Annotated in this window: 20 protein-coding genes; 14 read left to right on the top strand and 6 right to left on the bottom strand. The window is 60.6% G+C overall.

Going from position 1 to position 24,694, the window contains the following annotated elements:
* Nucleotides 1-82 precede the first annotated feature (82 nt).
* The 3 genes from KGA96_RS18190 (at nucleotide 83) to KGA96_RS18180 (ending at nucleotide 6,823) form a co-directional block, all read left to right on the top strand.
* A complete protein-coding gene (locus KGA96_RS18190; protein ID WP_223514129.1) occupies nucleotides 83-3,358 on the top strand; it encodes a DUF2126 domain-containing protein in 3,276 nt (1,091 codons plus the stop codon).
* A gap of 88 nt (nucleotides 3,359-3,446) precedes the next feature.
* On the top strand, nucleotides 3,447-5,933 hold the full coding sequence (locus KGA96_RS18185) for a circularly permuted type 2 ATP-grasp protein (RefSeq protein WP_046039846.1): 2,487 nt from the start codon (nucleotides 3,447-3,449) through the stop codon (nucleotides 5,931-5,933).
* Complete coding sequence (locus KGA96_RS18180; RefSeq protein ID WP_223514126.1) at nucleotides 5,933-6,823, top strand: transglutaminase N-terminal domain-containing protein; 891 nt, start codon at nucleotides 5,933-5,935, stop codon at nucleotides 6,821-6,823. The genes KGA96_RS18185 and KGA96_RS18180 overlap by 1 nt, the downstream gene beginning before the upstream one ends.
* A 212-nt stretch (nucleotides 6,824-7,035) precedes the next feature.
* Here the strand turns inward: KGA96_RS18180 and KGA96_RS18175 are convergent, their stop codons facing one another.
* Together KGA96_RS18175 and KGA96_RS18170 are read right to left on the bottom strand one after the other, a co-directional pair.
* On the bottom strand, nucleotides 7,036-7,215 hold the full coding sequence (locus tag KGA96_RS18175) for a hypothetical protein (protein ID WP_007973286.1): 180 nt from the start codon (nucleotides 7,213-7,215) through the stop codon (nucleotides 7,036-7,038).
* A 68-nt stretch (nucleotides 7,216-7,283) separates the two neighbouring features.
* The gene (locus KGA96_RS18170; RefSeq protein WP_046039854.1) at nucleotides 7,284-7,871 is read right to left on the bottom strand and encodes a TIGR00730 family Rossman fold protein; all 588 of its coding nucleotides are present in this window, start codon (nucleotides 7,869-7,871) and stop codon (nucleotides 7,284-7,286) included.
* 345 nt (nucleotides 7,872-8,216) lie between these two features.
* Between KGA96_RS18170 and azu the strand changes: the two genes are divergently transcribed.
* On the top strand, nucleotides 8,217-8,663 hold the full coding sequence (gene azu, locus KGA96_RS18165; protein ID WP_223514123.1) for an azurin: 447 nt from the start codon (nucleotides 8,217-8,219) through the stop codon (nucleotides 8,661-8,663).
* A 173-nt stretch (nucleotides 8,664-8,836) separates the two neighbouring features.
* Here the strand turns inward: azu and nadE are convergent, their stop codons facing one another.
* From nadE to KGA96_RS18150, 3 genes are all read right to left on the bottom strand, one after another.
* Nucleotides 8,837-9,664, bottom strand: a complete 828-nt coding sequence (nadE, locus tag KGA96_RS18160) for an ammonia-dependent NAD(+) synthetase (RefSeq protein WP_223514120.1) — start codon at nucleotides 9,662-9,664, stop codon at nucleotides 8,837-8,839.
* A gap of 4 nt (nucleotides 9,665-9,668) precedes the next feature.
* On the bottom strand, nucleotides 9,669-10,895 hold the full coding sequence (pncB, locus tag KGA96_RS18155) for a nicotinate phosphoribosyltransferase (protein WP_046039859.1): 1,227 nt from the start codon (nucleotides 10,893-10,895) through the stop codon (nucleotides 9,669-9,671).
* A gap of 248 nt (nucleotides 10,896-11,143) precedes the next feature.
* Nucleotides 11,144-12,055 (bottom strand): LysR family transcriptional regulator, encoded by a 912-nt coding sequence (locus tag KGA96_RS18150; RefSeq protein ID WP_046039860.1) that lies wholly within the window; start codon nucleotides 12,053-12,055, stop codon nucleotides 11,144-11,146.
* Between the two features lie 175 nt (nucleotides 12,056-12,230).
* On the opposite strand from KGA96_RS18150, the gene KGA96_RS18145 reads away from it, so the two are divergent.
* The 10 genes from KGA96_RS18145 (at nucleotide 12,231) to KGA96_RS18100 (ending at nucleotide 23,379) form a co-directional block, all read left to right on the top strand.
* Nucleotides 12,231-13,721 carry an aldehyde dehydrogenase family protein gene (locus tag KGA96_RS18145; protein WP_046039862.1) on the top strand — a complete coding sequence of 497 codons (1,491 nt, stop codon included), beginning with the start codon at nucleotides 12,231-12,233 and terminating at the stop codon, nucleotides 13,719-13,721.
* A gap of 89 nt (nucleotides 13,722-13,810) precedes the next feature.
* Entirely contained in the window at nucleotides 13,811-15,094 is a 1,284-nt protein-coding gene (locus KGA96_RS18140) for an NAD(P)/FAD-dependent oxidoreductase (protein ID WP_046039864.1), read from the top strand.
* A gap of 362 nt (nucleotides 15,095-15,456) precedes the next feature.
* A complete protein-coding gene (locus KGA96_RS18135) occupies nucleotides 15,457-16,590 on the top strand; it encodes an ABC transporter substrate-binding protein (RefSeq protein ID WP_008048115.1) in 1,134 nt (377 codons plus the stop codon).
* Nucleotides 16,591-16,829: 239 nt separating this feature from the next.
* Nucleotides 16,830-17,744, top strand: coding sequence for an ABC transporter permease subunit (locus KGA96_RS18130; RefSeq protein WP_046039867.1), 915 nt, complete (start codon nucleotides 16,830-16,832; stop codon nucleotides 17,742-17,744).
* 3 nt (nucleotides 17,745-17,747) lie between these two features.
* A complete protein-coding gene (gene livM / locus KGA96_RS18125) occupies nucleotides 17,748-19,031 on the top strand; it encodes a high-affinity branched-chain amino acid ABC transporter permease LivM (protein WP_046039868.1) in 1,284 nt (427 codons plus the stop codon).
* Nucleotides 19,028-19,900, top strand: a complete 873-nt coding sequence (locus KGA96_RS18120; protein ID WP_223514110.1) for an ABC transporter ATP-binding protein — start codon at nucleotides 19,028-19,030, stop codon at nucleotides 19,898-19,900. The genes livM and KGA96_RS18120 overlap by 4 nt, the downstream gene beginning before the upstream one ends.
* Nucleotides 19,897-20,613 (top strand): ABC transporter ATP-binding protein, encoded by a 717-nt coding sequence (locus KGA96_RS18115; protein WP_007979701.1) that lies wholly within the window; start codon nucleotides 19,897-19,899, stop codon nucleotides 20,611-20,613. The genes KGA96_RS18120 and KGA96_RS18115 overlap by 4 nt, the downstream gene beginning before the upstream one ends.
* A gap of 294 nt (nucleotides 20,614-20,907) precedes the next feature.
* Complete coding sequence (locus tag KGA96_RS18110; protein ID WP_223514107.1) at nucleotides 20,908-21,156, top strand: hypothetical protein; 249 nt, start codon at nucleotides 20,908-20,910, stop codon at nucleotides 21,154-21,156.
* 306 nt (nucleotides 21,157-21,462) lie between these two features.
* On the top strand, nucleotides 21,463-22,224 hold the full coding sequence (locus tag KGA96_RS18105; RefSeq protein ID WP_046039872.1) for an SDR family oxidoreductase: 762 nt from the start codon (nucleotides 21,463-21,465) through the stop codon (nucleotides 22,222-22,224).
* 249 nt (nucleotides 22,225-22,473) lie between these two features.
* Nucleotides 22,474-23,379, top strand: coding sequence for a cation diffusion facilitator family transporter (locus KGA96_RS18100; protein WP_046039873.1), 906 nt, complete (start codon nucleotides 22,474-22,476; stop codon nucleotides 23,377-23,379).
* 7 nt (nucleotides 23,380-23,386) lie between these two features.
* Here the strand turns inward: KGA96_RS18100 and KGA96_RS18095 are convergent, their stop codons facing one another.
* Nucleotides 23,387-24,526: an AGE family epimerase/isomerase gene (locus KGA96_RS18095; protein WP_223514104.1), complete on the bottom strand. Its 1,140-nt coding sequence runs from the start codon at nucleotides 24,524-24,526 to the stop codon at nucleotides 23,387-23,389.
* Nucleotides 24,527-24,694: the final 168 nt, after the last annotated feature.

Below are 24,694 nucleotides of genomic sequence, written 5' to 3'. Positions count from 1 at the left end.
AACCGAAGAAAGCGCCAGCGCTGCTGGATGGCATAAGTCTTGCGCGCTTTCCCATACGCTCAAGGCTCGCAGGAGGCACGCCGTGTCGATTCATGTCGCATTGCACCACGTCACGCATTACCGCTATGACCGCGCTGTCGAGCTCGGCCCGCAGATCGTTCGCCTGCGCCCCACTGCTCACAGCCGCACGCGGATTCTGTCCTATGCGTTGAAAGTCTCTCCTGAGCAACACTTCATCAACTGGCAGCAGGACCCTCAGGGCAATTACCTGGCGCGACTGGTGTTCCCGGAAAAAACCGAAGAATTGCGAATCGAAGTCGATCTGCTGGCCGAAATGGCGATCTTCAATCCGTTCGACTTTTTCCTTGAGCCTTACGCGGAAAAGATCCCCTTCGCCTATGCCGCGGATGAGCGCAAGGAGCTGGCGCCGTATCTGGAAACCCTGCCCCTTACGCCGAAGTTCAAGGCCTACCTGGACGGCATCGACCGCACACCGTTGCCCGCCGTGGACTTTCTTGTCGCACTCAACCAGCGTTTGAGCGAAGACATCGATTACCTGATCCGCATGGAGCCCGGCGTACAAACACCTGAGCACACCCTCGACCAAGCCTCCGGCTCGTGCCGTGACTCCGCGTGGTTGCTGGTGCAACTGCTGCGCAACTTGGGGCTGGCGGCGCGTTTCGTGTCGGGCTACCTGATCCAGCTGACCGCCGACGTCAAAAGTCTCGATGGTCCCTCTGGCACCGAAGTGGATTTCACCGACCTGCATGCCTGGTGCGAGGTGTACTTGCCCGGCGCAGGCTGGATCGGCCTGGATGCGACCTCCGGGCTGTTTGCCGGTGAAGGACACATTCCGTTGGCCTGTAGTCCCGATCCGTCCTCTGCGGCGCCGATCAGTGGCTTGGTGGAACCGTGCGAGTGTGAATTCAGCCACGAAATGTCCGTGGAGCGGATTTGGGAGGCGCCACGGGTCACCAAGCCCTACACCGACGACCAGTGGCTGGCGATCCAGGCCTTGGGCCGGCAGATCGATGCCGACTTGCTGGAAGGCGATGTGCGCCTGACCATGGGCGGCGAGCCGACCTTTGTGTCCATCGATGACCCGGATGGCGCCGAGTGGAATACCGCGGCACTGGGGCCGGATAAACGGCGGTTGTCCGCCGAACTGTTCCAACGCATGCGTAAACACTACGCGCCCCAGGGGTTGGTGCATTTTGGGCAGGGCAAGTGGTACCCCGGCGAGCAACTGCCGCGCTGGTCGCTCAATTGCTACTGGCGCCGTGACGGTGTGCCGATCTGGCACAACAGCGCGCTGATCGCCGACGAACAGGAAGACTACGGCGCCGACGGGGCGCTGGCCGGGCGTTTTCTGGCGAGTGTCGCCGAACGGCTGAAGATTCCGACACGCTTTGTGTTTGCGGCCTACGAAGACAATTTCTATTACCTCTGGCGCGAAGGCATGCTGCCGCAAAACGTCAGCGCCGAAGACTCGCGTCTGGAAGAGCCGCTGGAACGAGCACGCCTGCGCAAAGTGTTCGGCCAAGGCCTGGACAAGATCATTGGTCAGGTCCTGCCGCTGGCGCGCACCGCCAAGGGCGATCAGTGGCAGAGCGGGCGCTGGTATCTGCGCGACGAGCACTGCCGACTGGTGCCGGGAGACTCACCGCTGGGGTATCGCTTGCCGTTGGGCTCGCAACCCTGGGTGAAAGCGGCGGAGTATCCGTTTATCCATCCGCAAGACCCGAATCAAGACTTCCCGCCGCTGCCCGACACCGCGCAACTGCAAAGCCAAAGCGAAGCTGCCGAGGTGCAGGAGCGCGCACCGAAGATCGACGAATCCGCCGACTGGCTGACCCGCACCGCCTTCTGCGCCGAAGCGCGGGATGGCCGGTTGTACCTGTTCATGCCGCCGCTGGAGCGTGTCGAGGATTACCTCGAACTGGTCGCTGCCATAGAAGCCACCGCCGAAGAGCTGATGTGCCCGGTGTTGCTGGAGGGCTATGAGCCGCCGAGCGATCCACGCCTGAGCAACTTCCGCATCACCCCGGATCCGGGGGTGATCGAGGTCAACGTGCAGCCGTCCGCGACCTGGGATGAGTTGGTCGAGCGCACCGAATTTCTCTACGAAGAAGCGCGCCAGACCCGGCTGACCACCGAGAAATTCATGATCGACGGCCGGCATACCGGCACGGGCGGCGGTAACCATTTCGTGTTGGGTGGCGCGACTCCGGGGGACTCGCCGTTTCTGCGTCGCCCGGATCTGCTGCGCAGCCTGATCAGCTACTGGCATAACCATCCGTCCCTTTCCTACCTGTTTTCCGGATTGTTCATCGGCCCGACGTCCCAGGCGCCCCGTGTCGACGAAGCGCGCAACGATGCCTTGTACGAACTGGAGATCGCTTTCGCGCAGATGCCTGAACCGGGTGAGGAATGTCCGCCATGGCGGGTGGATCGACTGCTGCGCAATCTGCTGATCGATGTGACCGGCAACACCCACCGCGCCGAGTTCTGCATCGACAAACTCTATTCGCCGGACGGTGCCACCGGGCGCCTCGGATTGCTGGAGCTGCGTGCATTCGAGATGCCGCCCCATGCGCGCATGAGCCTGGCGCAACAGCTGTTGCTGCGGGCGCTGGTCGCGCGGTTCTGGCGCGAGCCTTATGCGCCGCCGAAACTGGCGCGCTGGGGCACGGAGCTGCACGATCGCTTCCTGTTGCCGCACTTTATCGAGCAAGACTTCGCCGATGTCATCGTCGACCTCAACGCCGCCGGTTATCCGGTACGGGCCGAATGGTTCGCCGCGCATCTGGAGTTCCGCTTCCCCAAGGTCGGCGACTACGCCGTCAGTGGCATTGCACTGGAGTTGCGTCAGGCGCTCGAGCCTTGGCACGTGCTGGGCGAAGAGGGCGCCATGGGCGGTACGGTGCGTTACGTGGATTCGTCGCTGGAGCGTTTGCAGGTCAAGCTCAGCGGCTTGCCGCCCCAGCGATATCTGCTGACCTGCAACGGCATTCCGGTGCCATTGCAGCCCACCGGGCGTGTAGGCGAATTCGTCGCGGGCGTGAGATTTCGTGCCTGGCAACCGGCCAACTGCCTGCAACCGACGATTCCGGTCCACGCGCCTCTGGTGTTCGACCTGCTCGACACCTGGATGCAGCGCTCGCTGGGTGGTTGCCAGTACCACGTCGCCCATCCGGGCGGGCGCAACTACGACAGCTTGCCGGTCAATGCCAATGAAGCGGAGAGCCGGCGAATGGCGCGTTTCTTCCGCATCGGACACACACCGGGAAAACTTCCTCTACCCAATCTGGAAATCAGCGACGAGTTGCCGATGACACTCGATTTGCGACGTTTCTAAACCGTACGCGACGCTCGGATTTTTCGTATATCCGGGTGTCACGAGCCTGCGTTAGTCTGACCGTTCATTGCTGTCTGCCGAGCCTTCCATGCCTGACCTGCTAGACCGCTACCCGCTGACGGCGGGCACCTATCACGAACTGCTCGACGACAGTGGCGCCGTGCGCCCGCACTGGTGCCGGCTGTTCGAGCAGTTGCAACGCAGCACGCCGGCACAATTGGTGCAGCGTCAGGCCCTGCTGACCCGGCAGATTCAGGAAAACGGCGTTACCTATAACGTCTATGCCGACCCCAAGGGCGCGGACCGGCCGTGGGAGCTGGACCTGCTGCCCCATGTCATCGCGGCCGATGAGTGGCAACAGTTGTCGGCCGGCATCGCTCAGCGGGCGCGCTTGCTCAATGCCGTGCTGGCTGATCTTTACGGTCCGCAACGGCTGATTGCCGAAGGTCTGCTGCCCGCCGAGCTGGTGTTCGGTCACAACAACTTCCTTTGGCCCTGCCAGGGCATCAGCCCGCCTGACGGAGCCTTTCTGCATCTGTATGCCGTGGATCTGGCGCGCACACCCGATGGCCGCTGGTGGGTGACGGCGGATCGTACCCAGGCGCCTTCGGGAGCCGGGTATGCGCTGGAAAACCGCACGATTGTGTCCCGGGCCTTTCCCGAGTTGTACCGCGATCTGAAAGTGCAGCACCTGGCCGGGTTCTTCCGCACCTTGCAGGAAACCCTGGCCCGTCAGGCCCCGAGTGACGGGGACGCGCCGTTGGTGGTGCTGCTGACACCGGGACGTTTCAACGAAAGCTATTTTGAACATCTGTATCTGGCTCGCCAGCTCGGTTATCCGCTGGTGGAGGGTGGTGACCTGACAGTGCGCGACGCCACGGTTTACTTGAAAACCCTGAGTGGCCTGCGACGGGTCCACGCGATCATGCGCCGGCTCGACGATGATTTCTGCGACCCGCTGGAGTTGCGCACCGATTCGGCCCTCGGCGTGCCGGGGCTGCTTGAGGCCGTGCGGCAGGGGCGGGTGCTGGTGGCCAACGCCCTCGGCAGCGGTGTGCTGGAATCGCCGGGCTTGTTGGGTTTCCTGCCGAGGATCAATCAATTTCTGTTCGGCGAAGAACTGATCCTGCCGTCCATCGCCACCTGGTGGTGCGGTGAAGCGCCGGTTCTGGCCCAGGCCCTGGAGAAACTGCCGGAGCTGCTGATCAAGCCGGCGTTTCCGTCCCAGAGCTTTGCGCCGGTATTTGGCCGGGATTTGAGTGAGAAACAGCGTCAGGAACTCGCCGAGCGCATGCAGGCGCGGCCCTACGCCTATGTCGCGCAAGAACTCGCACAATTGTCCCAAGCGCCGATCTGGCAAGCCGAAGACGGTCAATTGCAACCCCGTGCCATCGGCATGCGCGTGTATGCGGTGGCCAGCCGTGAGGGGTATCGGGTACTGCCCGGCGGCCTGACCCGGGTCGCCGCCCAAGCCAATGCCGAAGTGGTGTCGATGCAGCGCGGCGGCGCCAGCAAGGACACCTGGGTGCTGGGCGCGCGTGCGCCCAGCGGCGAACAATGGAAGGCCCAGCGCAACATCGGCGTGCATGACCTGGTGCGGCGCGATCCGTACCTGCCGTCGCGGGTGGTGGAAAACCTGTTCTGGTTCGGCCGTTACTGCGAGCGTTGCGACGACAGTGCCCGTTTGCTGCGCATCATGCTGGCGCGCTATGTCGACGGCGACGACCCGCAAGCCTTGCAGGCCGCGGTGGATCTGGGCGAACGGCTGATGCTGCTGCCCGAGGAGGGCGAGTTGCCGGAACGCCTGTTGGCGGCGTTGCTCGGCGATGACTGGCCGTTCAGCCTGCGTTCCAATCTGCAACGCTTGCAGTGGGCCGCTTCACAGGTGCGCGGCAAGCTTTCGCGGGAAAACTGGCAGGCGCTCGTGGAGTTGCAGCGCGAAGCCATGGAGCTGGAAACCGAGGAGCCGGATTTCGGCGAGTTGCTGGATTTCCTCAACCGTCTGGTGATGTCCCTGGCGGCGCTGTCCGGCTTTGCCCTGGACGACATGACCCGGGACGAAGGCTGGCGATTCCTGATGATTGGCCGGCGGATCGAGCGCCTGCAATTTCTCAGCGGCAGCCTTGCGGCGTTCTTGCGGGGCGCCGGGGCTTTCGACCAGGCGGGGCTGGAATGGCTGCTGGAACTGGGCAACAGCAGCATCACCTACCGTTCTCGCTACCTGGCGGTGGCGCAACTGATCCCGGTGCTCGACCTGTTATTGCTTGACGAGCAGAACCCCCACGCCGTGTTGTTCCAGTTGAAACTGGTGACCCGTACCCTCAAACGCCTCAACGATGACTTTGGTGTGCCACGCGAAGCAGCGCTGCCGCAACTGGTCGAGCGGCTGGCGCGATTCGATCTGGGCTGCCTGGAAAACCCGCTGTTTGGCGACGCCAGTGTTCGCGCCGCCATCGAGGGGCTGGCCGCGCTGCTGCAAGAGATCGCCGACGCCAGCGGGCAAGTTTCCGATCGCCTGGCGCTGCGGCATTTCGCCCATGTCGACGATGTCAGCCAGCGCACGGTGTCCGTCTGATGAGTGCTCATTACCAGATTTTTCACGACACCCATTATCACTACGACAGCCCGGTGTCCCTGGCCCAGCAACTGGCGCATTTGTGGCCACGGCCTTGTGCCTGGCAGCGCTGCACCGAACAGAAATTGCAGATCAGCCCCGAGCCGACCTCGCGTCGCGATGAGCTGGATGTGTTCGGCAATCCGTTGACCCGGCTGGCGTTCGAGCGTCCCCACGATGAATTGCTGGTCAACGCCAGCCTGACCATTGAAGTGCTGCCCCGGCCTGCGTTGGACTTCAATCGGTCACCGGCTTGGGAACAGACCCGTAGCGCGCTGACCTACAGCAGCCAACCGCTGTCGCCAGAATTGCTCGAAGCCTGCCGATACCGGTTTGAATCGCCGTATGTGCATTTGAAGAAAAACTTCGTCGAGTTTTCGCAAAGCTGTTTTCCGCCCGGTCGAGCGTTGTTGCTCTGCGTGCAGGCGCTGATGGAGAAAATCTTCAGCGAGTTCGCCTTCGATGCCGAAGCGACCCAGGTGGCCACACCGCTGGTGGAGGTGCTGGAGCGCCGGCGCGGGGTCTGCCAGGACTTTGCGCACCTGATGCTCGCCTGCGTGCGTTCCAGAGGGTTGGCGGCGCGTTACATCAGCGGTTACCTGCTGACCCAGCCGCCACCGGGCCAGCCACGGCTGATCGGCGCTGATGCGTCCCACGCCTGGGTCTCGGTGTTTTGCCCGGTGCTGGGGTGGGTGGATTTCGATCCGACCAACAATGTGCAACCGGCGCTGGAGCACATCACCCTGGCCTGGGGCCGGGATTTTTCCGATGTGTCGCCATTGCGGGGGGTGATTCTGGGAGGGGGCAATCACGATCCGGAGGTGCGAGTCACAGTGATGCCTTTGGAGTAATGAAGATCAACTGTAGGAGCGAGCCTGCTCGCGATGGCGGCAGCACATTCACCATCCAGTTGACTGTCATGCCGCTATCGCGAGCAGGCTCACTCCTACAGGAATTGCGGTGTTGTGGAGTCATTCGATTGGCCTGTGAGGGTCAGCAGCAAAGCTGCCAACCCTTTACACAGATCCGGTGGGCCTGATCAGGTTATCGGGCCCGGAGGTTCTCAGGCGTCGGGCGCCGAGTCTTTCGGTGCATCAACATCGTCTTCTGCCGCCACTTCACCCTCAGGGTTCAGTGCCGCTTCTTCAGCTGTAGCTTTCTTGCGCTGAAGCTTTTCCTCTTTCTTCTGCTCCTTGGCCAAGTCTCTCTGACGTTTGGCGAAGGAATAATTAGGTTTAGCCATGGGCGATCCTCTGGGGTCGAAGGTGAGGTTGAGCGGCGCATATTCTGCCCTGTATCGGTGCCGAGCCGTTAGTTGGGTTTTTGCTCGGCCCATTTTGGCGCTATGGAAGGTTGCCAGGCATCCAGAGCATCGAGCAGGGTTTGCGGTGATTCGCTCACTTGCAGCATGTCACGGTGCTGGCCGCGAACGAAGCCTTCGCCGACGATGTGATCAAGAAAAGACGTCAATTTGCTGTAGAAGCCATTCACTTCCAGCAAACCCAGCGGTTTGCCGTGGTAGCCGAGTTGGCCCCAGGTCCAGACTTCGAACAGCTCTTCGAGGGTGCCAAGGCCACCGGGCAGCGCGATAAAGGCATCGCTGAGCTCGGCCATCCGGGCCTTGCGCGCGTGCATGCCATCGACGACTTCCAGGCGAGTCAGGCCGCTGTGGCCGATTTCCTTGTCCTTGAGGCTTTGCGGGATGATGCCGATCACTTCACCGCCGGCCGCCAGGGCCGCATCGGCGACGATGCCCATCAGGCCCACGGCCCCACCGCCATACACCAGGGTCAGCTTGCGCTCGGCCAACGCCCGGCCAAGGGCCACGGCTGCTTCGCGGTAAGCCGGGTTGGTGCCGGTGCTGGCACCACAAAATACACAAACGGATGTTAAAGACATGCCTTGCTCCATGGTCGATCAGGGCCACAGAGTAAAGGCAGGCGCACGGCACTCCAAGGGCTAGACTTCGTGTTCTGGGGTTTCGTATGTACCGCTGGCGCCGCAGGCGTAGGCGGCCAGCAAACTGCACAACAGGTTGTTGATCGACATGACAGACGCTCCATTTGAAGGGGGACGGCCTGATGATAGGCCCGGGCCAGACACTTGGCTGGTAGATATTTCGCATCGGTGTCATAGCGCGAAAGTTGTATACAATTTTTGATTCAAGTCATATGAACTTGCGAAGTTTTCAGGCAGTCTTCTGTCCATTCGCGATTCTCGTTAACCCTGCCTTGGAGATTCACCATGTTTGCCAAACTTGTTGCGGTATCCCTGCTGACACTGGCCAGCAGCCAATTGATGGCTGCCGAGTGCAAGACCACCATTGACTCCACCGATCAAATGTCCTTCAGCACCAAGGCCATTGAAATCGACAAGAGCTGCAAGACGTTTACCGTGGAACTCAAGCACTCCGGCAGCTTGCCGAAGAACGTCATGGGCCATAACTGGGTGCTGAGTAAAGACGCTGACATGCAGCCGATCGCCACCGACGGCCTGAGTGCCGGCATCGACAAGAACTACCTGAAAGAAGGCGACGCCCGCGTGATCGCCCACACCAAGATCATCGGCGCCAATGAAACCGATTCGGTGACCTTCGACGTGTCCAAGCTGGATGCGGCTGAAAAATACGGTTTCTTCTGCTCGTTCCCGGGCCATATCTCGATGATGAAAGGCACGGTTACCCTGAAGTAAGACTGTCCACCGCGTTATCGTTCATCGCGAGCAGGCTCACTCCTACAGGTACTGCGCTGTCCTTGTAGGAGTGAGCCTGCTCGCGAATGGGCCATCTGCATCAACAAATGTGCTGGCCAAAGAAAAGCCCGCTGAGGATCACTCTTCAGCGGGCTTTTTCATTCACTCACGCCTCAAGGCGCAAATGGCATCACGCGCTTGTGATGGGTCTTGTTGTACGTATCAACAATGATCCTGAACGCCTCTTCACGCACCGAATTGCCGTGCAGGAAGGCGTCGATCTCGGCGTAGGTCACGCCGTGGGAGGCTTCGTCCGGTTTACCCGGCGACAGATCCTCAAGGTCGGCGGTCGGGACTTTTTCCACCAGAGACTCTGGCGCGCCGAAGCTGCGGGCGATGGCGCGGACCTGGTTTTTCACCAGGCCACTCAGTGGCGTCAGATCGCAGGCGCCGTCACCGAACTTGGTGAAGAAGCCCATCACCGCTTCCGCCGCGTGATCGGTGCCAATCACCAGGCCATGGGCCGCGCCGGCGATGGTGTACTGGGCGACCATGCGCATGCGCGCCTTGGTGTTGCCGAGCACGAAGTCCACCGACACTGCATGTTTGCCTTCGAAGGCTGCCACTTCATTGGCCAGGGATTTGACGGCCGGGCCGATGTTCACGGTGTGGCGCTCGTCCGGCTTGATGAAATCCACCGAAGCCTGGGCGTCGTGCTCATCGAACTGGGTTTCGTAGGGCAGGCGCACGGCGATGAATTTGTACGCGGCATCACCGCTGCGCTGGCGCAGTTCACGGACGGCCCGTTGGGCCAGCAGTCCGGCGGTCAGGGAGTCGACCCCGCCACTGATGCCCAGCACCAGGGTCTTGAGCCCGGAGTTGACCAGGCAGTCCTGAATGAAGGTCACCCGCCGGGCGACTTCGACCTCAAGGGCGGCCTCGTCGGCGAATGGCGGCTGGACCTTGAGCTGTTCAGCAATCTCACGCTGTACGGCTTGCATGAATTCACTCCTTGCTTGATGTACTGGAAAGGGCGGCAGGAACCTGGAAAACGTGTCGCAAGTAAGCGACGAAATTCGGGTCTTTGCAGTGCGTCTTGCCTGGCTCGTCGGATATCTTCGCCACCGGCTGGCCGTTGCAGGCGGCCATTTTAAGCACGATGCTCATCGGTTCGACACCCGGAATATCACAGGTCAGGTTGGTGCCGATGCCGAAGCTGACATTGATCCGACCGCGCAGCGCCCGGAATATTTCCAGGCACTTGGGTAATGTCAGGCTATCGGAGAAGGTCAGCGTCTTGCTCATCGGGTCGATGCCGAGCTTGTGATAGTGGGCGATGGCTTTTTCCGCCCAGATCACCGGGTCGCCCGAGTCGTGGCGCAAACCGTCAAAAAGCTTGGCGAAAAACAGATCGAAATCGCCGAGGAAGGCATCCATGGTGATGCAGTCGGTCAGGGCAATCCCCAGCAGGCCACGGTATTCACGGACCCAGCAATCGAGCGCGGCGATCTGGCTGTCGATCAGCCGCGGGCCGAGTTGCTGGTGCGCCATGATCCATTCGTGGGCCATGGTGCCCAGGGGTTTCATGTCCAGCTCCCGGGACAGGTGCACGTTGCTGGTGCCGACGAAGCGTCCTGGGAAGTCGTGCTTGAGCACATTCACCACTTCTTCCTGCACGCGGTAAGAAAAACGTCGGCGTGTGCCGAAATCGGCCACCTGCAATTCGGACAATTCATCACTGCTGGCATTGGCGCTCAGCCAGTCGAACTTGCGGTAGAGCTGCTCGCGGGCCTGCTCCAGCACGACCTCGCGGTAGCGATAGCGGTTGCGCACCTCGCTGACCAGCGCCAGCAGCGGCACTTCGAACAGGATCACGTGCAGCCAGGGGCCACGCAGGCGGATAAACAGCTCACCGTTTTCGAGGCCGGTGTGGATGTAGCGCAGGTTGAAGCGAAACAAACCGAGAAAACGCAGGAAGTCCGGCTTCAGGAAGCTGATGCGCTCCAGAAAGCTCAACTGGTCGGCGCTCAGGCTCAACTCGGCCAGGCGCTCGATCTGGAAGCGGATTTCCGCCAGGTACGGGCGCAAGTCCTCGCCGTTACGGCAACGAAACTCCCATTCGACTTCGACGTTCGGGTAGTTGTGCAGCACCGCCTGCATCATCGTCAGTTTGTAGAAGTCGGTGTCGAGCAGGTTCTGCACGATGCGATCGGCAAACACACTCTCGCTCATAACGGGAATCTCCAGCGTTGCAGCAGTATTGATCAGTGGCGCTAGTGGCGCATATCAGCGGCAGGGATTGCCAGCAATTTTTTAGACCGCAGCAGATCCCTGCAGGTGTGAGCTTTTGTGGCGAGGGGGCTTGCCCCCGTTCGGCTGCGCAGCAGTCGCAATAGCTCCAGCTACGAAGTTGCAAATTTTGGGGCTGCTGCGCAACCCAACGGGGGCAAGCCCCCTCGCCACAGGGAAAGTGCAAGACGTTAGTGCTGCACCACATCCGGGCTATCAATCTGCTCCAGCATCCACTTCACAAAGTCCCGCACCTTGGGCACTTCCGCCGAGTGCTCCGGGTAGGCAAGGTAATAGGCGTCGGTGCTGGGCATTGCATGCTGCCAGGGAATGACCAGTTTGCCGTCGGCCAGTTCCTCTTCCACCAGAAACCGCGGCAGCAACGCCACGCCGCAGCCAACCTGGGCGGCGCGGATGCACATATAAAAGGTTTCGAAGCGCGGGCCGTGGTAGCTGTGCTCGGTGTGGTAGCCCTGATGCTCGAACCAGTCGTGCCAGGCCTGGGGGCGGGAGGCGTTTTGCAGCAGTACCAGGTCGGACAGTTGCGTCGGATCGGTGAACGGTTGGGCAGGCAGGCTGCCCGGGGCGCACACCGGCACCAGCTCTTCGCCGAACAGCTTCAGGCACTCGGTGCCCGGTCGCGAGCCCTGGCCGAAGTAGAACGCCAGGTCGCTGCGACCTTGCAGCAGATCGTCGGCTTCCTGCTCGCTGCACAGGTCCAGGTGAATCGACGGATGACGCAGGCGCCAGCCTTTCAGGCGCGGCACCAGCCAGCGCGCGCCGAAGGTGGGGGGCGTGGAGACCCGCAGGACTTCTGTTTCGCCACCGTAGGATCGCAGGTAATGGGTCGACATCTCGACCTGCGTGAGGATCTTTCGCACCTCAACCAGGTACAGATCGCCAGCCGGTGTCATCTGCAGGCGGCGGCGTACCCGGCGAAACAGCAGGTGCTGCAACAGCTCTTCGAGTTGCGCGACCTGCTTGCTCACGGCGCTTTGGGTCAGGTTCAACTCTTCGGCGGCGCGGGTGAAGCTCAAGTGCCGGGTGACGGCCTCGAAGCACTGCAACGCAGCGATCGATGGCAAGTAGCGTTTATTCAGCATGGGCGGTCCTTGGTTCTTGTCTCTTTATTGCCAGCAATGCACAGCATGAATAAACGGAATGATATCTCTCTTAATGGTCGTTTGTTGAGTAACCTCCGGGCAGCTAAAACTACAGGTCTGATCAGCCGTGAATTTCCGGCTGCACGTGTTCTGTCTTTTGCTTGAGGAGTGACCCATGGTTGCCGCATTGCTTGATCGTCTAGGTGTGAACCCGGCCCTGTACCAGAACGGCAAAGTGCCGGTGCATTCGCCGATCGATGGCAGCAGGATCGCCGCCGTGAACTGGGAAGGCGCTGCTGAAGTCGAGCAGCACATCAGTCGCGCAGATCATGCGTTCGATCTGTGGCGCAAGGTCCCGGCACCGCGCCGTGGCGAACTGGTGCGGCAACTGGGTGACATCCTGCGTGAATACAAGGCCGATCTCGGCGAGCTGGTGTCCTGGGAGGCCGGCAAGATCACCCAGGAAGGCCTGGGTGAAGTTCAGGAAATGATCGACATCTGCGATTTCGCCGTCGGCCTCTCCCGTCAGCTGTACGGTTTGACCATCGCCTCCGAGCGACCTGGCCACCACATGCGCGAAACCTGGCATCCGCTGGGCGTCGTCGGCGTGATCAGTGCGTTCAACTTCCCGGTCGCGGTCTGGGCCTGGAACGCCACGCTGGCGCTGGTCTGCGGCAACCCGGTGATCTGGAAACCGTCGGAAAAGACCCCGCTGACCGCACTGGCTTGCCAGGCGCTGTTCGATCGCGTGCTGAAGAATTTCAGCGATGCGCCACCGCACCTGAGCCAGGTGATCATTGGCGGTCGCGATGCCGGCGAAGCCCTGGTCGATGATCCGCGTGTCGCGCTGGTCAGCGCCACCGGCAGCACCCGCATGGGCCGTGAAGTGGCGCCGAAAATCGCCGCACGTTTCGCCCGCAGCATTCTGGAGCTGGGCGGCAACAACGCGATGATCCTCGGTCCAAGCGCCGATCTGGACATGGCCGTTCGCGCGATCCTGTTCAGCGCCGTCGGCACTGCCGGTCAGCGTTGCACCACCCTGCGTCGCCTGATCGCCCATGAGTCGGTGAAAGAAGAAATCGTCACCCGCCTGAAAGCCGCGTACTCGAAAGTGCGTATCGGCCATCCGCTGGAAGGCAATCTGATCGGCCCGCTGATCGACAAGCAAAGCTTCGACAACATGCAGGATGCTCTGGAACAGGCCTTGAGCGAAGGCGGACGGGTGTTTGGCGGTGAGCGTCAGCTGCAAGACAAGTTCGCGAATGCCTACTACGTGTCGCCGGCCATCGTTGAAATGCCGGAGCAGAGCGATGTGGTCTGCCACGAAACCTTCGCCCCGATCCTGTACGTGGTCGGCTACAGCGACTTCCAGGAAGCCCTGCGCCTGAACAACGCCGTGCCACAGGGCCTGTCCTCGTGCATCTTCACCACCGACGTGCGTGAAGCCGAGCAGTTCATGTCGGCGGTGGGCAGCGACTGCGGCATCGCCAACGTCAACATCGGCCCGAGCGGCGCGGAAATCGGCGGCGCGTTCGGTGGCGAGAAAGAAACCGGCGGTGGTCGTGAGTCCGGCTCCGATGCATGGCGCGGCTACATGCGCCGCCAGACCAACACCGTGAACTATTCGCTGGAGTTGCCATTGGCGCAGGGTATTACGTTCGATTAAGCAGCTTCAAGCTACAAGCTACAAGCTTCAAGCAAACTGGCTTGCAGCTTGTAGCTTGCGGCTTGTAGCTGCTCCGACAGGAGCTTGCAATGCCGTTACGCGAAGAGTGTCTGTGGGAAAAACTGACGCCGCAAAGGCCGGACAATTCGGCTCTCAAGGGTGAGGTTTCGGTGGATGTCTGCGTCATCGGCGCCGGGTTTACCGGTTTGTCGGCGGCGGTGCATCTGCTGGAGCAAGGCAAGACCGTTTGTGTGCTGGAGGCTCATCGCGCCGGCCATGGTGGTTCGGGGCGCAACGTCGGGCTAGTCAATGCCGGGATGTGGATTCCACCGGACGAGATCGAAGCCGGGTTTGGCGAGGCGGTCGGCAGCCAGCTCAACCGCATGCTGGGGGCAGCGCCATCCCTGGTGTTCAGCCTTGTGGACAAGTACAACATCGATTGCCAGTTGCGTCGCGAAGGCACGCTGCACATGGCGCACAACGCCCGCGGCGAAGCCGATTTGCGCAGTCGTGAAGAACAATGGAAACGTCGCGGTGCACCGGTGGAATTGCTCACCGGCCAGGCCTGCGAGCAAGCCACCGGCACGAAAAAAATCGCCGCAGCATTGCTCGATCGCCGCGCCGGCACGCTCAACCCGATGGCCTACACCACGGGGCTGGCCAAAGCGGCCATCGGCCTGGGCGGTCAATTATTCGATCATTCCCCGGTCACCCGACTCGAACGACAGGGTCAGCGCTGGTCTGTGCAAACCGCCCAGGGCTCGGTCATGGCCGAGAAAGTGGTGATCGCCTCCAATGCCTACACCGAAGGTGACTGGACGGAGTTGCGGCGCAATTTCTTCCCCGGTTATTACTATCAAGTGGCTTCGGCCCCGCTGACCGAAGAAGCCGCCCGGCAAATCCTGCCCGGTGGCCAGGGTTCCTGGGACACCCGACAGGTGCTCAGCAGTATCCGTCGAGACAAAGACGGTCGCCTGCTGCTTGGCAGTCTGGGTAATGGCAATCAGAAACCGGCCTGGTTCCTCAAGGCTTGGGCCGATAGGGTGCAGCAACATTACTTCCCTTACCTGAAACCGGTGGAGTGGGAGTGCACGTGGACCGGCTGCATCGCATTTACCCCCGATCATTTGATGCGTCTGTTCGAACCGGCGCCCGGTTTAGTGGCAGTCACCGGTTACAACGGCCGGGGCGTGACCACGGGAACGGTGGTCGGCAAGGCCTTTGCCGATTACCTGTGTAACGGAAATCCTCAAGCGCTACCGATTCCTTTTGCGCCCATGCAGCCATTGGCCGGGGTTGGGTTGCGCAGCTGTCTGTATGAGGCGGGATTTTCGCTGTATCACGCAGGCCAGTGCCTGCGGATCGTGATCTGAAGGCTGATTTTTGCAGTGGGAAGCGGCGCTTTTTCGATCTGCAGCTAGCCTGTAGTGGTGCGGGTTGTAGCAGTCTCGCACCAGCAGTGTGCACTTCGGTGACGCACGTTGTTACAGGCTGGTTGCACTTCGTTTAAAGCCGCGGTTGCAATGATGGCGCGCTAGGGTTGCGCCTCAAAAAAATAATGGTTCTACCTTCCGCGGTTTAGACGGTTGCACGCCCAATGAAAATGGGATCGAAACAGTCGAAATAACAAGAAAGCAGCGACTTTTTTCAGAATAAAAAACCGATGGCACGGCCCTTGCTCTGAGCATTCAGTGAAGTCGCAGTGCCAATTAAAAAAACCATGGAGCACCACCTCATGTCCCAGACGTTTTACAAGAAAGGTTTTCTGGCCCTCGCAGTGGCAACTGCGCTGGGTGTTTCTGCGTTTGCTCAGGCTGACATCAAGATCGGCGTAGCGGGACCAATGACTGGCGCCAACGCGGCATTTGGCGAACAGTACATGAAGGGTGCACAAGCGGCGGCCGATGCGGTCAACGCGGCGGGCGGGGTAAACGGGGAAAAAATCGTACTGGTCAAGGGCGATGACGCCTGCGAACCGAAACAGGCTGTGACGGTCGCCAAAGACCTGACCAACCAAAAAGTCGCCGGCGTGGTCGGTCACTTCTGCTCCTCGTCGACCATCCCGGCCTCCGAGATCTACGACGAAGCGGGCATCATTGCCATCACTCCAGGCTCCACCAACCCGGCTGTGACCGAGCGCGGCCTGAGCGCCATGTTCCGTATGTGCGGGCGTGATGACCAACAAGGCATCGTGGCCGGCGACTACATTGTCGACGTGCTCAAGGGCAAGAAAGTGGTCGTGCTGCACGACAAGGACACCTACGGCCAGGGCCTGGCGGATGCCACCAAGGCTCAACTGGTCAAGCGCGGCGTAACGCCTGTGCTGTATGAAGGCCTGACCCGTGGCGAGAAAGACTTCAGCACCATCGTGACCAAGATCCGCGGCGCCGGCGCTGACGTCGTCTACTTCGGTGGCCTGCACCCGGAAGCCGGTCCTCTGGTGCGTCAACTGCGTGAACAAGGCCTGAAAGACGTCAAGTTCATGTCCGACGACGGCATCGTGACCGACGAATTGGTGACCACCGCTGGCGGTCCGCAATTCGTTGACGGCGTGCTGATGACCTTCGGCGCCGACCCACGCCTGCTGCCAGACAGCAAGACCGTGGTAGACGCCTTCCGCAAGGCCGGTACCGAGCCTGAAGGCTACACCCTGTACGCCTACGCTTCGGTCCAGACCCTGGCAGCAGCCTTCAACGGCGCCAAGTCCAACAAGGGCGAAGAAGCGGCTGCATGGCTGAAGAAGAACCCGGTCAAGACCGTCATGGGCGAGAAGACCTGGGACAGCAAGGGCGACCTGAAAATCTCCGACTACGTGGTTTACCAGTGGGACAAGGATGGCAAATACCACCAGCTGGAAAAACAGAAGTAAGGGCTGACTCAATCGGGTGAACCCCAAGGGTCCCCTGTGGGAGCGAGCTTGCTCGCGATGACGGACTGGCAGGCGACAACTTTGTTGAATGTTCAACCGCTATCGCAGGCAAGCCAGCTCCCACAGGGGCCGTGGTGGCTTGCCTGATCGTGGCTGACATTGCTCCGACGTAAATCTGTATTTTCCTTAGAAGAACCGCACAGCCACATGTGCAGGTTCTCATTGCGTGAGATTGCGTTATGGATGGTATTTTCCTGCAGCAACTGGTCAACGGCCTGACCCTCGGGTCGGTCTATGGCCTGATCGCCATCGGCTACACAATGGTCTATGGCATCATCGGCATGATCAACTTCGCCCACGGCGAGGTTTACATGATTTCCGCTTACCTCGCGGCAATCAGTCTGGCTCTGCTGGCTTACTTCGGTATCGAATCTTTCCCGCTGCTGATGCTTGGCACACTGATCTTCACCATCGTCGTCACGGCGGTGTATGGCTGGGTCATCGAGCGTGTCGCCTACAAACCCCTGCGTAACTCCACTCGACTCGCACCGCTGATCAGTGCGATCGGTATTTCCCTGATCCTGCAAAACTACGCACAGATCTCCCAGGGCGCGAAGCAACAAGGCGTTCCGACTCTGCTCACGGGTGCCTGGCGCGTTGATATCGGTACCGGTTTCGTTCAGTTGACCTACACCAGGGTCTTCATTCTGGTCGCCGCGTTTGTCGGGATGGCCGCGCTGACCTACATCATCAAGTACACCAAGCTCGGCCGCATGTGCCGTGCAACCCAGCAAGACCGCAAGATGGCTTCGATTCTGGGGATCAACACCGATCGGGTGATTTCCTACGTGTTCATCATCGGTGCAGCGATGGCGGCCCTGGCCGGCGTGCTGATCACCATGAACTACGGCACATTCGACTTCTATGCCGGCTTCATCATCGGGATCAAGGCGTTCACCGCCGCGGTGCTCGGCGGGATTGGTTCGCTGCCCGGCGCGATGCTTGGCGGGATCATCCTCGGGATTTCCGAGTCGCTGTTTTCCGGTCTGGTGAACTCAGACTACAAAGACGTTTTCAGCTTCTCGTTGCTGGTCCTCGTTCTGGTCTTTCGGCCTCAAGGCCTGCTCGGCCGTCCTCTTGTGTCGAAGGTGTAAGCGATGTCTTCAACCACTAAAAAAACCATTGATATCAAAAAAAGTCTGGTTGACGCGATTCTTGCCGGCCTCGTGGCTCTGATTGTGTTCGGCCCGATTGTCGGCATCGTCCTCGATGGCTACGGCTTCAATTTGCAGCCCACTCGCGTGGCGTGGATTGTCGCTATTGTCATGGCCGGTCGTTTTGCCCTGAGCATGTTCCTGCAGACACCCAAGGGCCTGAAAATCCTCGAAGGCTTTGAAACGACAGGCTCCGGGGTGCATGTGCTGGCGCCGGACTACAAGTCGCGGTTGCGCTGGATCATCCCGCTGATGATCGTCATTGCCGTGGTGCTGCCGTTTTTCTCCAACTCCTACCTGCTGGGCGTGGTCATCCTCGGGCTGATCTACGTGCTGCTGGGACTGGGACTGAACATCGTGGTCGGCCTGGCCGGCCTGCTCGACCTCGGTTACGTGGCGTTCTACGCCATCGGTGCCTACGGCCTGGCGCTCGGTTATCAATACCTTGGGTTGGGCTTCTGGACGGTGTTGCCGCTGGCGGCGATTACCGCCGGCCTGGCCGGTTGCATCCTCGGTTTCCCGGTGCTGCGCCTGCACGGTGACTACCTGGCGATCGTGACCCTGGGCTTCGGCGAAATCATTCGCCTGATCCTCAACAACTGGTTGTCGCTGACTGGCGGCCCGAACGGCATGCCGGCACCTCTGCCGACCTTCTTCGGCCTGGAGTTCGGCAAGCGGGCCAAGGACGGTGGAGTTCCATTCCATGAGTTCTTCGGCATCGCCTACAACCCCGACGTGAAGTACTACTTCATCTACGCGGTGCTGTTCCTGGTGGTGCTGGCCGTGCTGTACATCAAGCATCGCCTGACCCGCATGCCGGTCGGCCGCGCCTGGGAAGCCCTGCGGGAAGACGAAATCGCCTGCCGCTCCATGGGCCTGAACCACGTGCTGGTCAAGCTCTCGGCGTTCACCATCGGTGCCTCGACGGCCGGTCTGGCCGGGGTGTTCTTCGCTACCTACCAGGGCTTCGTCAACCCGACCTCGTTCACCTTCTTCGAATCGGCGCTGATCCTCGCCATCGTGGTACTCGGCGGCATGGGTTCGACCATAGGCGTCGTAATTGCAGCCTTCGTGCTGACCGTCGCCCCGGAGCTGCTGCGTGGCTTCGCCGAGTACCGCGTGCTGCTGTTCGGCATCCTGATGGTGTTGATGATGATCTGGCGACCGCGCGGCCTGATTCGGATCAGCCGTACCGGTGTGACCCCGCGTAAAGGAGTAGCGCCATGAGCGAAGTCGTACTCAGTGTAGAAAAGCTGATGATGCACTTCGGCGGCATCAAGGCGTTGAGCGATGTCAGCCTGAAAGTGCACCGCAACTCGATCTTCGCCTTGATCGGGCCTAACGGCGCCGGCAAGACCACGGTGTTCAACTGCCTGACCGGGTTCTACAAAGCCTCCGGCGGCAAGATCGAACTCAACATCCGTGGGCAACAGACCAACGTCATCAAGTTGCTGGGTGAGTCGTTCAAGCCAACCGATTTCGTTTCGCCGAAATCCTTCGCCAGTCGGCTGTTCTACAAGGCATTCGGCGGCACCCACCTGGTGAACCGGGCAGGCCTGGCGCGGACCTTCCAGAACATTCGTTTGTTCAAGGAAATGTCCGTGCTGGAAAACCTGCTGGTGGCCCAGCACATGTGGGTCAACCGCAGCATGCTGGCCGGCATCCTCAATACCAAGGGCTATCGCAAGGCCGAAAGCGATGCGCTGGACCACGCGTTCTACTGGCTGGAAGTGGTGGACCTGGTGGACTGCGCCAACCGCCTGGCCGGTGAACTGTCCTACGGCCAGCAGCGTCGCCTGGAAATCGCCCGCGCCATGTGCACCCGTCCGCAGATCATCTGCCTCGACGAACCGGCCGCCGGCCTCAACCCTCAGGAAACCGAAGCGCTGAGCGCGATGATCCGGCTGCTGCGCGACGAGCACGATCTGACCGTGGTGCTGATCGAACACGACATGGGCATGGTTATGAGTATCTCCGACCACATCGTGGTGCTGGACCACGGTATCGTCATCGCCGAGGGTGGACCCGATGCGATTCGTCACGATCCGAAAGTGATTGCGGCCTACCTGGGCGCCGAAGAAGAGGAGGTGGTATGAGTAAACCCATCCTCGAACTCAAGGATCTGGACGTGTTTTACGGCCCGATCCAGGCCCTTAAAGGTGTCTCGCTGCACATCAACGAAGGGGAAACCGTCAGCCTGATCGGCTCCAACGGTGCCGGCAAGTCGACCCTGCTGATGTCGATCTTCGGCCAGCCACGGGCAGCCGACGGGCAGATCCTCTATCAGGGCGTGGACATTACCCATAAGTCGTCTCACTACATCGCCTCCAACGGCATCGCGCAATCGCCGGAAGGGCGGCGGGTGTTCCCCGACATGACCGTCGAGGAGAACCTGCTGATGGGCACCATCCCTATCGGTGACAAGTACGCCAAGGAGGACATGCAGCGCATGTTCGAGCTGTTCCCTCGGCTCGAAGAGCGGCGTACCCAACGGGCGATGACCATGTCCGGCGGCGAGCAGCAAATGCTCGCCATTGCCCGTGCCCTGATGAGCCGGCCCAAGTTGTTGCTGCTCGATGAGCCGAGCCTGGGCCTGGCGCCGATCGTGGTGAAGCAGATCTTCGCCACCCTGCGGGAACTGGCCAAGACCGGCATGACCATCTTCCTGGTGGAACAGAACGCCAACCATGCCCTGCGGTTGTCGGACCGGGCGTACGTGATGGTCAACGGCGAGATTCGCATGACCGGTACTGGCAAGGAGTTGTTGGTCAACGAGGATGTGCGTAACGCCTATCTCGGCGGGCACTGAGTCTGCTTTGTTATGCACAAGCCCCGGCGCGCAATCGCCGGGGCTTTTTTACATCTCCAATCCACCGCGAATCCCCTGTGGGAGCGAGCTTGCTCGCGATATCGGTGTGTCAGTCACCACGATGCAAGCTGTGCCCCGGTCTTCGCGAGCAAGCCCGCTCCCACAGGGTTTTGGCATGCCTCCGGGAAATTGTGGAAAACAATATTCCCAAGCTCGCAAAGCGCGACATAAAGCCGCTGCAAATAGTTGTTTTGTCACGGTTTTGACTTGTCCCCGTTTGCTGTGGAACCGGCTGTGAATAACGTGGGAGTAGCTGGCTGGAGGCCTTTTAAACCGTGGCTTACAGAGGTGTGGTTGTTTTTTGATCAGGCGTTTTTGCGCAGCTTGCAGACCGCTTTGTCAACCTTTTTGTTCGGGATGAAAAGGCATGGAATCGGCGTGGACAAGCCTGTGGATAAGTCTGTGACTAAACTCTGGAAAGACTCGGCTGAAGGCCGTGGTTACTGGCTTGGCGCCATCGTCGGTTTGACCCGTCAGTCATGAAAATGGCCAAGGGCTACACAGCAGGCGGTTGAGGGTCAAGCAAAAAAGTTTCAAAACCTCGCGCAAAGCCTTGTGGATAGCGGCTTGCAGCTTTTCCACTTGCCCCCAAAGACTGTGGACCGGCCTGTGGATAACGTGCGCGCACATGGCTGTAGGCCACGCTGGTCAAGGGCTTGCCGGGATTGTACGTTTTTTGAACAGTTTGAACAGTTTGAACGGTGGTTGCCGCTGTGAACAAGGCCGGGCATGCTGCCTGCTGATTTTCTATTCCAATGGCTGGCGATCAGCCGAAGCAAGGAGAACACGATGTCCAACACCCTGTTTATTACCGGAGCGACCTCCGGTTTTGGTGAAGCCTGTGCCCGTCGTTTTGCCGAGGCCGGCTGGAAACTGGTGCTGACAGGCCGTCGTGAAGAGCGCCTCAATGCGTTGTGCGCCGAGTTGTCGAAGCAGACCGAAGTCCATGGCCTGGTGCTCGATGTACGTGATCGCAAGGCTATGGAGGAGGCGATTGCCAATCTTCCGCCATCCTTTGCCAAACTGCGCGGGCTGATCAACAACGCCGGGCTGGCCCTGGGTGTTGATCCGGCGCCCAAGTGCGACCTGGACGACTGGGACACCATGGTCGATACCAACGTCAAAGGCCTGATGTACAGCACCCGTCTGCTGTTGCCGCGCCTGATCGCGCACGGTCGTGGTGCCGGTATCGTCAATCTGGGGTCCATCGCCGGCAACTACCCGTACCCGGGCAGCCATGTGTATGGCGCGACCAAGGCGTTCGTCAAACAGTTCTCCGTCAACCTGCGCTGCGACCTGCAGGGCACGGGCGTACGGGTCAGCAACATCGAACCGGGCCTGTGCGAGAGCGAGTTCTCGCTGGTGCGTTTTGCCGGTGACCAGGAGCGCTACAACGCCACTTATGCCGGTGCCGAGCCGATTCAGCCGCAGGACATCGCTGACACCATCTTCTGGGTGCTCAATGCCCCGGCGCACATCAACATCAACAGCCTGGAGCTGATGCCGGTCAGCCAGACTTGGGCCGGGTTTTCGATCGAGCGTAAGTCTTAATTGTGGCGAGGGGGCTTGTCGGACCGCCGCACCGCCCCGTTGGGCTGCGCAGCAGCCCCGAAACCATAGCGCTCAATTTTTCAGATGTACTTCATCCACCGGTTTTCGACTGCTCCGCAGCCCAACGGGGCGGTGCGGCGGTCCGACAAGCCCCCTCGCCACAAGAGCGGTCAAAACCGGACATCAGCTAGACTCCTCCCTCAAGCAACCCGCCACACCCGGCGGTCTAGAGGTTTTAGAGGAGATCAAGTGAGTAATCGAGGCGAGCAGTCGCTGCTCAAACAATCGACCTTCCTGATGCTCGCCGTGACATTCGCCGGGATCATCACCGGTTTTGTTTCGGGCGCCCAATCCATCCTGTTCGATGGCTTCTTTTCGCTGATCGCGGCCTTCATCAAGGTCCTGATGCTGATCACCGCCCGGCTGATCGCCAAGGAAAGCAACCAGCGCTTCCAGTTCGGCTCCTGGCACCTGGAACCCATGGTGCTGGTGATCGAGGGCAGCTTCATTTTCCTGGTCGCTATTTATGCCTTTCTCAACGGTGTGTTCGGCATCATCAGTGGTGGCCGCGAGGTCGAACTGGGGCTGGTGATCTTCTACGCGGCGTTCTTCACTGTCGTTGAGCTCATTTATTTTTTCTACGTCCGCGAGCGCAATCGCACGCTCAACTCATCGCTGATCCAGTTCGACAACATCAGTTGGCTGGTGGATGCGATGCTCTCGGCGGGACTGCTGGTGAGTTTCCTCATCGCGCTGCTGCTCAAAACTCAGGGTTACGACAAGTGGGCGGTGTATGTCGACCCGATGATCCTGATTCTGCTGGCCCTGGGCATGCTCCCCCCGGCGCTCCAAATCCTCGGGCCGGCCTTGCGCGATGTGTTGGGGATCGTCCCGGATCAACTGGACGACAAGGTGCGTCAGGTGATGGAGGTGGCGAAGGTCGAGCATGGTTTCGACGATTACATTTCCTACGTGCAGAAACACGGCAGGGCCTGTTTTATCGAGATTCACATCGTATTGCCGAAGGATTACTGGCTGGACGGTGTGGGGCAACTGGACAGTCTGCGCGAGGAAATTTCCACGAAGCTTGGCGAGCCGGATGCCGCGCGATGGCTGACCATCAGCTTTACCGGGGACCGCAAGTGGATTGAGTGATTGGATTTCACCTTGTGGCGAGATATTCCGCCAACCCGCGATAACAGGTCGCCAGGTGATAGGGCGTGGTCGACGGCATGTCGCGACGGCTGACTTCACCGTGCTCGTCACGGCATTCGTACCAGCCGCCGGAATGCAGCGAGCGCTGCTGCAACGCCTGCAACTGGCGCAGCACAGCGGCCTCGCTGTCAGGGCGCAGCGTCAACGCGCGCAGGTACTCGGCCTGGGCCCAGATACGCTGCGTGGCGTCCCGGACGCCGCCATCCGCTGCGAAGTCGAGCATCGCCCGCACGGCGCCAGTCTGCTGATCGACACCCACTTGCTCGGTAAAGGCGAAGGCCCGCTCCAGATCGGCATGCAGTGTCGAATTGCGTAACAGCGCCGAGGATTCCAGCAGGAAATACCACTCGAACTGATGTCCCGGTTCAAACCAGTTATCCACAGACTCCAACGGTTTTTCCATCAACACGCCACGCTGCGGATCGATGAAGTGCGCGTGCATGGCTGTGCATAACTCGACGAGCGCCTGTTGCACGCCGGGGTCTTCACGCACCGACAGGGTGGCGAGAAATGCTTCGGCCAAGTGCATCAGCGGATTTTGCAAAGGGCCGCTGCCCAGCGATGCCCAGTCGCGCTCGAGGGTGGCTTCGTACAGACCGTCGTCCGTGGCGAAACGCTGCGCGACCACTTCCAGCGAGGCATTGAGCACCGACTCCACCAGCGGCTCGCGGACCTTGTTCCAGTAATGGGCGCAGGCGAACAGGATGAAGGCGTGGGTATAGAGGTCCTTGCGCTGATCCAGCGGTGTCCCTTGAGCATCGACGCTGTAGAACCAGCCGCCGTGCTCTGCATCGTGGAAGTGCCGCTGCAACGAGCGGAACAACGCGGCGGCACGCTCTTCGGCGCCCGGCACCTGACCGATCAGGCTGGCAAACAGATACAACTGCCGCGCACAGGCCATGGCCCGGTAGCGTTGCGGTGGCAGCGGTTGGTGTTCGGCATCCAGCGCCTCGTAGGGCAACGCTATGTCGGCATTCCAGCCCGGACCTTGCCAGAGCGGCACGATGACGTTCAGGAAGTGCTGTTGCACCGAGGCGAACAGGGCGGTCAGTTCAGGCTGGGAGGCGGAGCGGGAAACAGGCGGCATTGGCTGGCGTCGTCACGGCAGGGGCGATTGCGCGACATGTTAGCAGAGAGGTCGGCCTGAGCGATGCGGTGTCTGTCAGGCCGTCATCGCGAGCAGGCTCGCTCCCACATTGGTCCTGTGCACACAGATCCATTGTGGGAGCGAGCCTGCTCGCGATGGGGTCAACAC

Source organism: Pseudomonas sp. GL-R-26, from assembly GCF_019947365.1.
GTDB lineage: Bacteria > Pseudomonadota > Gammaproteobacteria > Pseudomonadales > Pseudomonadaceae > Aquipseudomonas.
This window is presented reverse-complemented; position numbering and strand designations above follow the sequence as displayed.